Annotated in this window: 9 protein-coding genes and 2 pseudogenes; 10 read left to right on the forward strand and 1 reads right to left on the reverse strand. The window is 41.7% G+C overall.

Features of this window, described 5'->3' with window-relative positions:
* Window positions 1–398, reverse strand: a 398-nt coding sequence (locus AACS24_RS06500; RefSeq protein ID WP_146181465.1) for a response regulator, incomplete at its 3' end; no start/stop codon positions are given.
* Between the two features lie 305 nt (window positions 399–703).
* Between AACS24_RS06500 and AACS24_RS06505 the strand changes: the two genes are divergently transcribed.
* The 10 genes and pseudogenes from AACS24_RS06505 (at window position 704) to AACS24_RS06550 (ending at window position 14171) form a co-directional block, all read left to right on the forward strand.
* The gene (locus AACS24_RS06505) at window positions 704–1969 is read left to right on the forward strand and encodes a hypothetical protein (RefSeq protein ID WP_146181466.1); all 1266 of its coding nucleotides are present in this window, start codon (window positions 704–706) and stop codon (window positions 1967–1969) included.
* Window positions 1970–2120: 151 nt separating this feature from the next.
* Window positions 2121–3101, forward strand: a complete 981-nt coding sequence (locus tag AACS24_RS06510) for an OmpA family protein (protein WP_108572740.1) — start codon at window positions 2121–2123, stop codon at window positions 3099–3101.
* Between the two features lie 11 nt (window positions 3102–3112).
* Window positions 3113–6292, forward strand: a complete 3180-nt coding sequence (locus AACS24_RS06515; RefSeq protein ID WP_181364332.1) for an Ig-like domain-containing protein — start codon at window positions 3113–3115, stop codon at window positions 6290–6292.
* A 204-nt stretch (window positions 6293–6496) separates the two neighbouring features.
* Entirely contained in the window at window positions 6497–7003 is a 507-nt protein-coding gene (locus tag AACS24_RS06520) for a hypothetical protein (RefSeq protein WP_146181467.1), read from the forward strand.
* A gap of 407 nt (window positions 7004–7410) precedes the next feature.
* Window positions 7411–8172, forward strand: coding sequence for a hypothetical protein (locus tag AACS24_RS06525; protein ID WP_108572746.1), 762 nt, complete (start codon window positions 7411–7413; stop codon window positions 8170–8172).
* Between the two features lie 228 nt (window positions 8173–8400).
* A complete protein-coding gene (locus AACS24_RS06530; RefSeq protein ID WP_108572748.1) occupies window positions 8401–8580 on the forward strand; it encodes a hypothetical protein in 180 nt (59 codons plus the stop codon).
* Window positions 8581–8730: 150 nt separating this feature from the next.
* On the forward strand, window positions 8731–9648 hold the full coding sequence (locus AACS24_RS06535) for a hypothetical protein (protein WP_146181468.1): 918 nt from the start codon (window positions 8731–8733) through the stop codon (window positions 9646–9648).
* A gap of 1156 nt (window positions 9649–10804) precedes the next feature.
* A complete protein-coding gene (gene gspD, locus AACS24_RS06540) occupies window positions 10805–12793 on the forward strand; it encodes a type II secretion system secretin GspD (RefSeq protein WP_108572752.1) in 1989 nt (662 codons plus the stop codon).
* A 180-nt stretch (window positions 12794–12973) separates the two neighbouring features.
* A pseudogene (locus AACS24_RS06545) lies at window positions 12974–13199 on the forward strand (IS110 family transposase); the annotation flags it as partial.
* A gap of 92 nt (window positions 13200–13291) precedes the next feature.
* Window positions 13292–14171, forward strand: a pseudogene (locus AACS24_RS06550) (IS5 family transposase).
* Window positions 14172–14660: the final 489 nt, after the last annotated feature.

The raw sequence follows: 14660 nt of genomic DNA on the forward strand, positions 1-14660 counted from the left end.
ACTACATATGGTGATAGAATTGATTTAAATGCTAGGCTGCAATCTTCTAAATTCCACCGCTTATCAATACATGCATTGGCTCCTGTTGCGATAAGTCGGTTTGTAATATGACTTGACTTCAATATTCCAAACACAATAACTATAGTTTTTTTATTGTTTTCACGAATTCTTTTTATCAAATCAAAAGTATCAATGTATAGAATGTCAACATCTAAAACAATGACATCAGGAGTTAAAACTCGGATGATGGATAGACCATCAACGCCATTATCTGCGTAGCCAGCTATTTTGGCACTGATACTCTCCGCCTCAAATAATAGTTTGATAGCAGATTTAATAATTGGAGCTTCATCAATAACAACGACTGATTTAAATTTAATTTGGCTTGTTTTTATCATTTTATTTATCTCCACTCTCCACAACCCTCCACACCCACATCTGCTTTTTGTACTTTATGTTTTTTATATGCTCCATCACCCAACTTTTCCAGTGAAATATGATGAGTATAATTGAATGCATGTGAAATTATGACACCTGCTTATCTTGAATACTTTTCACTTTGTAATACAACCCTTAAATATATGAGGGTGGGTTGAGTTTGCTTTAATTCTTGCTATAAAAATGAGGCTATGAAGAAAAAATTAAGTTGCACTTTATTATTTAGTGCCTTATCAACCTTAACAATATGAAAGAGGGAATTACAATGAATAATGCACATGCCTTAAATGCAAAGACAAATACTGCAAAATCAGCATTTGTCATAAACGCTATCGCTGCATCAATCACTATCATGACATGTATGAATGTTGCTCATGCAACAACAGGTGTTGAATATGCAGACAAACAATCAAAGATTGTAACTGTTGGTGGTGTTGTTATAGGTGAAAGTCAGATTGATAATGTTGGATTAGGTGGCGCAAAACTTAGTGGAAGCTACGAATTCTCTAGTGGTATTGAAACAGCCTCTACAAGAAAATGGTACATGATCCCAAGAGACATGTTAGATCAAGCTTTAACTTGTAATGAGCAAGAAGGTGAACCTGGCACCCCTTGTACAAAGTTGGGTGAAGACTCTGGTGACCACAACACGAACGCTCTTCTTGCATTAGATGCTGGCCCTATTTTAGGTAGTGATTACATTGGTCAGCATGCGGTTTTTTGTGTAGTGCCAAGGGGGTACAATAATCCTGATGAATCAGAACCGCACGAAGGTGTTCCAGTGTGTACTGTATCTGAGCATACACTTCGACCATTTAACGACAAGCCAACTCCTCCTACTGCCATAGTTTCGCAGATCACATCAACTCCAGTTCTCCCAGATACTAATTCAACATTGTCTGTTACATATACGTATTCAGCTCCAGATTCTGGAAATAACATTGGTGAAGAAGAAGGTGCAACATTATTGTATTGGCAGAATGAAAGTGGCCAGGCAGGCACAATAGAAGTAGATCATAATAATGGTCAGGAGATTGTCATCGATGAAGATGGTATTGTTCATACTGCCACAATTGATTTATCTAAATATGTTGGGGATGAGCTACTGAAAATTGAAGGCCACAAGTTGAGAGCATGCATTCAACCTGTAACAGTTGGAGGCGTTAGTGGTGAAGAGTATTGCTCAAACTTAACCGCTAACGTTGCTGTTCCTGTTACTGATGAGGCTCCAGTATTAACTAATGTTCAAATTAGAAACAATAGTTCACCCGTTAGCGAAGTACATGTTGGAAAAACCTATCATTCATCATACAAATATAGTGATTTAGAATTTGATCACATCAATGCGACAGAAACAAACAATACCATTTCATGGCATGTCGAAGACGTGGGTAACCTACCAGGATTCAACTTCACTCCAACTGCAGCCATGCTTGATAAATCGGTAAGTGTTTGTGTCACTCCAGTGCCAAACACTGGTAACACTGACGCTGTCGAGGTTTGCTCTACTGGCGTAACCGTTGTGAATTAAAAAGTTGTGAATAGCCCTTGCTTCATTTATTTGGAGCAAGGGTGTTTCATGCCTAATAATAAAATCTAGACCTGAACACTTTTAATCAGTTGCGCTCAGTAAACACACTATTTAAAGAGGCTCTAGATAACACCATCAAGATGGGAGTTAAATGAGAACACACTTTATTATCGCATGTGCACTTTTTCTAACATGGGCGAGTGGCAGCATTGCGGCATCGGCATATTCTGGTGTAGAAACTGGATTTGTTAAGTATAGCGACGCATGTGGTTTCCAAGCTACTCGCTGTGAAGAAAACAAAGGTATATATGGAGTTTACGGTGGCTATCAGATATCTGATTGGCTAGCGTTAGAAATTGGCATAAGAAGTTATGGCACTCCAAACGCTAGTTATAACGAGAACCATGTTAAAGCGGCCTTATGGGGGATAGATGACTCCATACTGTTGGAGTATCCATTGTCAGATGAATTGCTTGCCTTTAGTCGGGCAGGAGTGACGTTGTTACAGATAGACAAAAAGTCAGATATTGAACGAGTCACCGACACACAATGGCGACCAGTACTAGGACTTGGAATTGATTATGCGCTAACAGATAGTTGGCATTTTCGTTCTGAATACCGCTTTCTTGATGGCGTTGGTACTGGCAGTACCAAGCAAGCAGATTTGCATGCGCTTATTATTGGAGTCAACTATTCGTTCTCTCTTGATGATCTCAATGCTAAACCTAACGTTCCTGTTGAGACCACAACGGAAGAAAAAATATATAACGTGCAGCCCACACCGCTAATATTACATTCGGATACTGCTTTTGCCTTCAACTCTGCAAAATTGCAACCCGCTGCAATATCGGATTTAAATCTTATACTATCAAGTGCGTTAACAGCCCCTAGCACAGTGATTTCAGTTACTGGGCATACTGATGATACTGGCAGTGAAATCTACAATCAAAAGCTGTCTGAACGAAGAGCATTAGCTGTTTCTGACTACCTTGTTAGTAAAGGCGTGATTCCTACACGTATTACCATTAGATCATATGGTGAAGTACAACCTATTGCTGATAACAGAACTTCTCAGGGGCGAGAAAAAAATCGCAGAGTAGAAGTTGTAGTATCCAACATGTTTAATTACTGAGTATGACTCCTATGCTTAGAGTTATTTTTGTTTTTTTGATAAGTATCTTCCTAATTGCCTGTAATGGCAGTGATGTGGGTCTTTTAGACGGTGATGGTGGAAAGCCAGAACCCAATATCGTAATTAGCCTCCAGATTATTCCTAAAAATCCAGTAGATGGGGGCATGGAACAGGTGTTGCCAAAAGGTAGCACGATTCAGTATCAAGCGCTTGCCACCTATCAAAATGGTGATGTGGTAGATGTGACAGATATTGCAAACTGGACTAGTAGTAATCCTGAGATCGCTAGTGTAGATCTCGGGTTGGTTACAGGCCTTAATCTTGGATCCATGAGTCTAGTGGCTCGCTATGCTGAATTAGACAGTAATATCGTACCAATACGCGTAACTGATGCCTTCGTGGCTCGCTTGCAAATAACTCCAGTTGAAGCTCGCATTGCTGTTGGAACCATACAAGAGTACAAGGCAATCGCCTTTTACACTGACGGTACGGCTCAAGATGTTAGTGAAAATGTTAATTGGGTCAGTATTAATACAGCTGTCGCTACCATTTCTGTTCAGGACGGTGAAGCAATTGCAATGGGCAATTCGGAAGGTGTGACCACAGTCAGAGCAACAATAGGAAATATTGAAAGCAATTCTGCGTCACTGACGGTTACCAACGCACAAATACTTGCATTGCACATCAATCCTGCTGGCGAAACCTTTGTTCCGAAGGGGCTTCATCAGACCTTTACTGCAATTGGGGAGTTTTCTGATAAGTCTACTCAGGACATGACCAGTCTGGTCAATTGGCGTAGTGATAATCCAAACGTAGCTAGCATCGTTGGTATTGGGGATGTAAAAGCTATGGTGCAGGGCTCTGCCCATATTAGCGCTAGCTATCGTGGTGCATTGAATAGTAATGAAGCTACCATCACGGTTACAGATGCGACCCTGACCAGGGTACAAGTCGATCCGGCACAGGCAACAATTGCTAAGGGAACGACACAAGATTATACAGTGACAGGGATTTACTCTGACGACTCAGTGATAGATCTCTCTGACCAAGCTGGTTGGGTCAGTAGTGACGTTAACATCGCAACTGTTGTACCTGCCATTGAGGCTGGTCAGCATGCCGTTGCACAAGGTAATAATGTTGGCAGTGTGCTGCTGACTGCGATCATGGATGGTATTGAAAGCCAGCCTGTCTCACTGTCTGTTACCAGTGCCATGATTACCAAATTGGTTATAGATCCCGTCAATAGCTCAATACCTCGTGGTACAACCCAAAGCTATCAAGCCATCGCGACCTTTTCCGATGAGACTACACAAAATGTAAGTCGGCGTATGGTATGGGCGACTGACAATATATCTGGCGCACCTATCAGCCCAGATGGTGTTGCATACGGTCATGAGGAAGGAAACTATCTACTGACCGCAAGTTACTTGGGTATGCACAGTAACTCTGCTGCTCTTGAAGTAACCTCAGCGCAGCTACAATCTCTAGATATTGTCCCTGTAAACGCGAGTATCGCCAAGGGACTAACCCAACGTTATCGAGCTGTTGGCAGCTTTACTGATGGTACTTTCGATCTAACATCTTTGGTGCACTGGGTCTCTGATACGCCAGCAGTCAGTATTGTAGATCGAGGCTCATTAGTTGTTGCCTATGGTTTTGAAGTCACTGCTGAACCTGCCGTTATCACTGCCACTTTCATTGACCCTGTAAGTGGCAATCCCATTTCAGGTATTGGGCAGTTGACAGTCACTGATGTCGCTATGCGTAGCTTGCGTATCGACAACGATGTGTCTGATACCGTACCTGCTGGAGGGGCTCAAACCTATGCTGTCATGGCGTTACTGAGTGATGGTACTGAGAAAAATGTTAGCGACTTTAGAGGTCTTCATTGGGTAAGTGATTCAGCAGATGTGTTCACTCGTAATGCAAATCCAGCAGATAATGTAGTTCAGGCAATTGGGGTACATCAAACAAGTAGTCCGGCAATTTTGACTGCGAGTTTACGTACACCAGAAGGCAGTACAATCACTGACAGTACCAGCTTGTCTATTGGGGATGCAGTCGTTGTACCTGGCTCTGCTTTGCTAATAAAGCCTGAGCTTACTCCAGGTCTTCCGGTGGGACTAACTCAGCCATATCAGGCTTATGCATTCTATACTGATGGTCAGTCGCGGGAGGTGAGTTTAGTCAGCGACTGGATAAGTAGTGACAATAGTATTGCTAGTGTTGATAACAATTTAAATAAAGGATTGGTTACAGCAAATGCTATTGGCTCGACCAATATCTCTGCAAGCTATATTGATCAGGCTGACCCTAATAATGAGGTACATACTGGCAGTGCCTTTGTAAGAGTTACTGATGCAGTGATTACCAAGCTGGAGATAATGCAACGGTGTGAGTTGGCTGCTACATATCCAGAGTTTGAACGTTCAGGGATCGTTTGTGACACGAATAAACAGCTGACTATGTCCACTAAACGTCAACTAATGGCTATCGCAACACTGTCGAATGGGGAGATGAGAGATGTAACTGCGTTGGTCGAATGGCGTAGTAATTCAGCATACGCGATTTTTGAGCCTGCAACGAAAGTGAGCACTGATACAGAGAAATGGCTTATGCCTCCAGGTGTATTGTCATATCAAATTCGTATTGAGCCGCAGGCTGAGTTAGATGTAACAGTATCTGCAACATTGGATGAGCTACAAGCATCTTATATACTAACCTTGCTGCGTGACACCCCAGACCTAGTAGAGTGTTCGACTTCTAAAATTTCGGTAGGTAATAAAGATTTCCTCTGCCCACCAACTGCGAATTCTGCTACAGGGGCAGATATTTCGAGTAACGGTGAAAGCGCACCTGGAGGGATGTTTATAGAAGAAGTCATGACGTTGACAGCAGCCAATAGCTTGTGTGCTCAACGGTCCCCCTGGGCAACAGTTACGCCATTACATGATGATTTGAAAATACTGTTTGATGCTATTAAAGGTGACGCTGACTCATTCAATTATGGTGATAAATCACTGTATTATCAGTTCGGTTGGCCCGCACCTCTAGCACACTACTTTATAATGCAGGAGCCAGCACCTGTTGCAAATAGACAGTATGCAGCAGATTTTAGACTCTTAGAGTTTTCATTTGTAGAGTTTAATGGAATATCTAAGTATGGCGTTTCTTGCATGATTCAAAATTAATAATGGTTAAGCCTTTCCTGGTATTGTAAGGGAAGGCTTATATTCTACTGATAGATACGTATAATCTTGAATTATATTATTCAGTGAGTATATTACTTGAAGGGGACAAACCCCTAACAATTGTACGGGATTAAAATATCTAAATTAACCGTCACAATAGTAGCTTTCTTATCATTAACATAAAGAGAAGGATGAAACGTCATCATGAAAAAATTAATCTTATTAACTTCACTATTACTATCCACGATGAGTGTCGCAGTCCATGCGGAGGGTCTCGTATTCCATTATGGTGGCAGTAATGGAACAGATAAATACATTGCAACTATTGACTATGCAGTTGTTGATGATCATACCCTACCAGGATGTCCAAAAGGGATGTGCAAATCAAATTCCGTTGTTCAGTATTGGGTTCAGGCTGTTCAAAACTTACCAGACGGAATTGGTAAAAGTTGGTGGGCAATTCGTAGTGGAAGGGGCTTAGGAGATGGTCAAGTCCACGGAGATAGTAACTCTAGTAGTATAATCATTAACGGCTATGAGTTTACAAACTGGATGCAGGAGTTTCTACCAAAAACCATCAGTGTAAATGATGGGCCGATTGGTTATATTTGTTTAGGCTCTTCAGCTCCATTAGCCACACCAAGTGAATATGATCGCGGATTCATTGCATCTTCCTGCTGGGGACCAGAAGGTCAGGTTTATAATAAATAGAGTTTAATATGTGCAAACCAAGTCGCTAATAGCTCCATTAGCGGCTTGGTCTTTAACCTAGAATTAATTATCATTTTCCCCGCACTAGACTGGGTTTTGAGTCTGTAGATTCAAAATTCACCCCTCTTTTTTCATACTTTTTCACTTATCACTCACCCTCTAATGGGTATTATCACATGGGACTCAATTAATTATAGGTGGGCATATCATCATGGATAATGACAAAGCGGTTTATAGATATATAATTTCCTGTTCCAGAACGAACAAGGGATAAGTCATTTCGTGCTTGCATTCCTTGTTGCCAAAGATGCAGATACCTGTGTGCCTACTTGGGGGGCATCTTATGCAGTTAATGGATATCCGCAATACTTAAATATTAAAGCCCTTCGTGTGCAGGTGGTGATGTAATGGTATCCCTTGGTGGTGCTACTAATACATCTCTGGCGATGGCTTGTAAGAGCCTTGACGACCTCGTAGAGTTATATGACTGTATTGTGGTAAATCTAAATCTGAAAGTAATTGATTTTGATATCGAAGGAATGGCTGTTGCGGATTTGGAGTCGATCAATCGCCTAAGTCAGGCGATCAGTTTAGTCCAACAGTGTTGGAAAGCTGAGGGCCGTGCTATTGATGTATGGTTTACTCTACCGGTTATACCGGAAGGACTCACCGCTGATGGAATGAATGTCTTAAATAGTGCTAAAAGTTTTGGTGTGGACTTATCTGGCATTAATGTAATGACGATCGATTATGGCAGCCCACAATGTCAATCTAACAACACTGAAGGTCAGAATATCCACGGGAATTGTGCCATTAGTGCTTTAAACCCTCTATTTACACAAGTGAAGAGTATTTACCCGGATAAATCTGATGAGCAAGTATGGAACATGCTAGGTACTACACCAATGATTGGATATAAAGATGTTCTTGGTGAGGTATTTTACAAGTCAGATGCAAACCTTGTTCTAGAACATGCACAGCAACACGATTTAGGTATTATTGGGATTTGGTCAATGTTACGAGATCGACCTGGTGTAGCTGGCCAAGTATCACCGGATCATAGTGGATTAACCTCACAACAAGCAGAGGAGTATGGATTTAGTCGTATATTTAACTTGTTCCCATACCATAGTAAATATCAAATAAAATTTGAGTATGCTAAATACTAAATGATTTTATTTTTGTAATGATTGAAATTTATTGTTGGGGGGCGCCCTCACCTTTTAATTACCTTCTGACTCTTTTTAAAATAGGTCTATATGTGTACCACTAACATCCCACTAAATTCAAATGATATTTCTTTACTTAGAAAAAATGATCTGTCGTCCGTAATTAACAATGAATTTTTAATATTCAAAGAGAACTCATCACTATGTCTTTATGGTGACTCGCTAACCATGTGGTTATCCATTGGTGGGGTAACTAGAGGCGATGTTCAGGCTCTGGTAGAGAATGGTAACGTTTTTTATCGAGGTGAAATTCCGATTTTGGTTTTTTTTAAAAATGTTTTTAATGATAAGGTTATGTTTGATGTTGTAGACATGGGGTTCGGATATAAAGTGAAGGTTATGCTTTAATTTATTATGCTGCTGATTATGAATTCATAAAATAAAAGTTATCTGATGTAAATATGAATCCATAAATGTGGATGGGAGCCTCAATCTTGGTAGGTTTGACTATGCACATCTTAGAATTTTATTTTTAATCAAGCTTGAGGTGGTTTATATATGAAATATAATTCAGCATTAATTCTAGTGCTAGGTATCTATTGTGCAGGTAGTAGCACCACCTATGCTAACAATCCGCCTAAAGGCTCAGGAGAAGAGGTTGCAAATAGAATAAAAATTCGTTATGGAAGTATAGTGGCCAATTGTGGGGCAGCAAACAAGCCCGCCTATGAGTGTTCTGGAGTTGTGATACACGGCGAAGACAACCGCAGTACAGATATGCCATGGTCACCTTCAGATGACAATAGTATGTCTTACTCTTATCTTCGCCAGGATATTTTCAACCCGATATTCGCTAGTTATGATTATGGAATCATCCTGATACCTCAACACGAGCTTTCCGACAGTCAGTTCAGACCTAGTTATGCATGTGCATTCCCTATAAATGGGAGTAGTAATGGGAGGGAGGATGATGGGTGTGGTGAAATTCCATCGGTTCCTATTTCGGCGACTTGTCAGTCACAAGGACTATTTAATACAGAAGATTGGATTACCGCTTTCGAAGCCGATAAGTATATCAGTCTCTGTGGCTGGAATTTATTGAATGAACAATCTGCTGTAGCCTTTGAGGCGATGGTAGAAGGTAGTCGCTACTATATTGAGGACGCAGGTCTTAATGTTGAAAATAATGAGATTGTTCTTCGATCTTGGGGAGGTGAGTTGCTTAAAAACTTGCCGATAGAGGCCGTTTTTTATGCTAGGAGAGGCACCAAAAAACACAGTGATCGTAACTTATTGAAGGCACAGGAGGCCCAGTTGAGCTATTTTTCAGAAACAGGAATGTGGATACCAATCGTCCACATGGATGAACACCGTGATGATGCACCGATTAAATATCAATATTCGTTCAGTTATGTTGATGAAGAGCAAATTGTCCAGCCGATTAGGTTGGGTGGGAAGTCAAGAAATTTTAGGTAATAAGTATAAATTGGATTTTTTACTGAATCAGACATTTAACCACAGCTTCGAAGCCCCAGGCGACCACTACACTTGGACTTGGGGCTTTGTTACAAGCAGACTTAGTTCGCTAAGTTCGACTAGCATTTTTCACTTCTCCCACTTGGTAGTGGCGTTAGCTGACTTTCTCCAGTATCAACTACTTGTATCCAAGCATCACCATCGTAGTCAGTAAGTGATGGTGATTCCCTGATACCTATTTCCCTCTCTCATTTATCGTCACGATCCCTGCTATACCTATGCTTTCAGTTCCTTGCAGGCTTTATTTTCGGCGTCATGGATATGAACAAATTGGCTTTAATTTCCTCGATATCATTGGTCACAAGGTCAACTGCTAGATGCAGTTAGCGTTATGCTTGATGTATTTGGAATATTTCTTCCTTATATTTCACTCTCCCTCACCAAACCACAGTCATGTCCGTCGTGTTGCTCAGCAGATCCAGACGGCTTACAAATAGAGTGATCTCACCGAGTGCTCGTTTTTTGTCACTGTAATGGTCAGACGTAGAAAAAGTGAACTTCATCAATTCAAATTGAAAGTTGAACCGCTAGCCAGGTCTAACGATGAGATTGACATGCTCTTGAGCATCTAAATGATATTGATAATGTGATAGGTTCACTTGCTGAATATGACACGGTCATCACGAGATAGTGATATATCTAAGGCGCTAGCATCCAACTATAAGCTCTATGATGAATAAGAGGCTAACCTGTTGATGGTGGGATTACCATCGTAGTAGGGATAATAAATATTAGCATGTTGGCGAGGGGCGGAAATACAATCGAAAAAATGAGCAAAAACAGCATCAATAGACATGAAGGTACTCCTGAAAAAGGAGCATAAGATCACAGCTGGATCACAGGGTCAAACCTGTTTTTACTGATCAAAAAACGTTCGCAACCAAGCCCTAGGCGTGAGTGCACAATACATTTAGTTCGTTCCATTCAAATTATATGGCTCTGGTCAAAATATTTATTCAACCTTATTCATAATAATTCACAGAAAGGGTGACATAAATATGCCATTAATAGTCTTGAGGGTAATTTTAAAAAATCGAACCTCAAGTGTTTTTTAGAGCTTGTTTTCTTATTTATTGTGGCTAGGAATTGTTTTGAAATGAATAATAAATTAAAGAAATCATATGCAGCAATGATAATGTTAGCTCCAATGATGCTTAACACTACAATTGCGACCGAGTATACTGCCAGTTTCAAAAATGCAGATATAGAAGAGTTTATCAATACTGTAGGTAAAAACATTAATAAAACTATTGTTATAGACCCATCAGCTCGTGGTAGTAAGATAAATGTTCGCAGCTATGACATCTTAAATGAAGAACAGTTTTATCAATTTTTCTTAAGTGTCCTCGATGTATATGGTTTTGCTGTAGTACCTATGGATAATGGTATTATAAAGGTGGTTAGAGCAAAGGACGCGAAGACTTCCTCAATTCCGGTAGTAGATGAAACCAACCCAGGTGTGGGCGATGAGATGGTTACTCGAGTTGTACCAGTACGAAATGTATCCGTTCGTGAACTTGCTCCCTTACTACGACAACTAATTGATACAGCGGGGGCAGGAAATGTAGTTAATTATGATCCTTCAAACGTTCTACTCATCACTGGCCGTGCTGCGGTGGTTAATCGCCTAGTAGAAGTAGTGAGCCGAGTTGATCGCACTAGTAGCAGGGAAGCAGATATTGTTAAGCTAAAATATGCCGCGGCAGGAGAAATAGTACGCATAGTTACAAATTTAAATAAAAATGGAAGCAATCAAGGAGGAGTTTCAACCTCGCTCACAACACAAGTTGTTGCAGATGAGCGTACTAACTCGGTAGTAGTTAGTGGAGAGTCTGAGATGCGAACGCGTACTATCGAATTGATACATCAGCTTGATCAAGACCTACAGAGTAAAGGTAATACCCGAGTGTTCTACCTTAAATATGGCAATGCCAAGGATTTAGTCGAGGTGCTAAAAAATGTCAGCTCAGCTACTAATTTAGATAAAAGGAATGGTAGTAATCCAGACTCAACTATTGCTGAAGGTTCGAGTATAGGTGGTGGCAGCTTAGCCATCTCTGCTGATGAAACAACGAATGCCCTTATTATTACTGCTCAACCAAATGTGATGGCAGAGTTGGAACAAGTTGTGACCAAATTAGATATCCAACGAGCCCAGGTGCTAGTGGAAGCGATTATTGTCGAGATCGATGATGGCGACAATCTAAAGCTCGGCGTGCAATGGGCTAACTCCAGTGTTGGTGGCACTCAATTTCAAAACTCAGGTTTGCCGCTTGGAGGCGCTATCAGTTCGACTAATGATTATCAAAATAAAAATCCTGATATGGCAGGTAATTTATTAGAAAATTATAGTGGTATAGCTGCTGGTTTTTATCAAGGCAGCTGGACCATGCTAACTACCGCATTAGCATCCAATACCAAAAGTGACGTTTTATCTACCCCAAGTATTGTGACTATGGATAATGAAGAGGCAACTTTCAACGCAGGTAGAGATGTACCTACTCAAACGGGCAGCCAAAGTTCAACTGATAGCGATAGTATATTCAATACTATCGAGTACAAAACAGTAGGAACAAAACTGACCGTCACTCCACAGATTAATGAAGGTGATTCAGTATTACTTAAAATTGAACAAGAGGTTTCTAGTGTTGGAACACAAGCCGATGGTACCAGTGGCCTAGGTCCAACATTTGATGTCCGTACCGTAAAAAACGTTGTTCTAGTTAAAAGTGGTGAAACTGTAGTCCTTGGTGGTTTGATGGATGAGAAAACAAAGGAGGAGGTTTCAAAAGTACCGTTACTGGGGGATTTACCTATATTGGGCTACCTTTTTCGCTCTACATCAAACACAACCTCCAAACGGAATCTAATGGTATTCATTCGACCAACAATCTTACGTGATGCTAGTATTTACTCTGGGTTGTCTAATAATAAATACTCTCAATTCCGTGCAGAACAGCTTAGTCTGGCAGCTCAAGAAAGATATCTTACCTCACCAAAGCGTCAGGTCTTGCCATCTGATTATCTTGAGGGGACAATATCTCCTGAAATTAAAAAGCAGATAGAAAATACATCGCGTAAATAGAAATTTCTATTACGGTTACATTCTATTTTTATAGGAAGCCAGCGCCAATGGTGGCCAATTTTATTGGCGTTGTTTCCTAAATAAACCTGCGTTGTTAATAGGATGACCTCCCCTCCCCAAAAGCATCTGAAGCGCCAAAGTGGCGAATGTACGTTCCTACTGATGAGAAAGGCGACCACCATGAAGGCTACGACAATCGGCATTGATTTGGCAAAGAGGTATTCCATGTTCACAGGGTGGACGAGCAAGGTAAGCGGTTGTTCAACAAGTAACTCAGGCGTTCACAGTTAGCCTCCTTTTTGCCAATATTCCAGCCTGCTTGATCGACATGGCGGCCTGTTCATCTGCCCACTTCTGGGCCAATAAGCTGCAAGGGCTGGGACATACCGTCAAACTGATGGCGCCCTAGTGGCGTTGTTGCACAAATCGATACAGTTTGATGGGAACTTACTGAGGGCACGGTGACCTGATCACCACGATCCTCTTCAAATCTGCATCATGGGCATGTCGCTCCACCCTATCACCAAACAACAAGTCTTTGATTAACCGTGGTTCACCCACCTTCTGGGTTGATGCCAAGGTTATGAGCAACTGGTTTCACCACGACCATCATGGGCGACGGGGACGCAGTCAGCTTTACACCGACCAGACCATCTGCACCGTCCTGATGCTCAAAGGGATTTTCAGTCTCACTCTGCTAGCCACCCAGGGACGGCTCGACTTCCTGTTCGAGTTGATGAACGTACCGCTTTGTGCCCTCGATTACAGCCGCGTCAGCAAGCGGGCCCGCACGGTGACTGTGGCCTATCGGTAGCCCTCAAAGGGACGCATCACCGACCAGGTTATCGACTCGACTGGCCTGAAGGTATTTGGTGAAGGCGAGTGGAAAGTCAGGAAACATGGCACGGAGAAGCGACGGGGCTGGCGCAAGTTGCATCTGGCAGTGGACCCAGCAACTCACAGCAGAGGTGTCGTTGGAAAATGTCCATGATGCCGAGGTGCTGCCGACCTTGCTCAACCCTCTGCGGTGTAAGCTGGGACATATTTATGCGGATGGGGCCTATCACAGCAAAGCCATCCATCAGCTTATCTCGCACAAAGGGGCGACAGCCTGTATCCCGCCTCGAAAGCCCGCGGGGTTATGACACCCAAGAGCAGTGCTGGTGATGCGCATGGAAGGACTGGGCACAGGAAGAAGATATCGGGGTATCACCGTCGCTCGCTGGCAGAGACGGCGATGTATCGGTTCAAGCAGTTGCTGACGGGGAAGATTAGTCTGCGTAACTACAATGGCCAAGTGGGAGAAGTCATGGCGTATGTAAGCGCCATAAACAAACTAAATACTCTGGGTTTACCTGTAAGAAAGCCCCGAGTGTAGCGGTCATCTGGGACTGAGGAAGTCATGACTTGATGGCTGATTTCGGCCACAAAGCCTTTATAACCATGAGCGGCCCAATATGGCGCTGAATGGTTATCCCCCAAAGCAGCATCTTGCAAAGGCTGCATGACCTCTACCTTTTAATGCCCCTAAAATCGTGGGGTTATCAAGTCACACCCATTAATAAAAGTTCAGTTCGAGTTTTTGTGTCTTGCAACACAGATGTCCTGCCCCAAACCTAAAAACACCCCACTTGCTTATGGTTTAATGAATTCCTTATCTATGCCGCATCATTGAATAGATGCGAATCAATTTGAATTAAATTTAATCTTGAAATTTTCAATTTTTCAGCATGTTTTTTACTTCCTTTTTAGATGATGCTCTTTCGCATTAAAACAAGTTCGCAACACCACGTAAGTCCTAATGAAACAACAAGGGATAGTATACATATGAGTCAACCCAATTAAAATAGCTTGAGAACCATTTATA

Source organism: Aeromonas sp. HMWF016 (assembly GCF_963878195.1).
Lineage (GTDB): Bacteria > Pseudomonadota > Gammaproteobacteria > Enterobacterales > Aeromonadaceae > Aeromonas > Aeromonas lacus.

Bases quoted from the DNA above. Each gene is read 5' to 3' on its own strand.
- AACS24_RS06505 (WP_146181466.1), top strand. From the start codon at position 704: ATGAATAATGCACATGCCTTAAATGCAAAGACAAATACTGCAAAATCA.
- AACS24_RS06510 (WP_108572740.1), top strand. From the start codon at position 2,121: ATGAGAACACACTTTATTATCGCATGTGCACTTTTTCTAACATGGGCG.
- AACS24_RS06515 (WP_181364332.1), top strand. From the start codon at position 3,113: ATGCTTAGAGTTATTTTTGTTTTTTTGATAAGTATCTTCCTAATTGCC.
- AACS24_RS06520 (WP_146181467.1), top strand. From the start codon at position 6,497: ATGAAAAAATTAATCTTATTAACTTCACTATTACTATCCACGATGAGT.
- AACS24_RS06525 (WP_108572746.1), top strand. From the start codon at position 7,411: ATGGTATCCCTTGGTGGTGCTACTAATACATCTCTGGCGATGGCTTGT.
- AACS24_RS06530 (WP_108572748.1), top strand. From the start codon at position 8,401: ATGTGGTTATCCATTGGTGGGGTAACTAGAGGCGATGTTCAGGCTCTG.
- AACS24_RS06535 (WP_146181468.1), top strand. From the start codon at position 8,731: ATGAAATATAATTCAGCATTAATTCTAGTGCTAGGTATCTATTGTGCA.
- gspD (WP_108572752.1), top strand. From the start codon at position 10,805: ATGAATAATAAATTAAAGAAATCATATGCAGCAATGATAATGTTAGCT.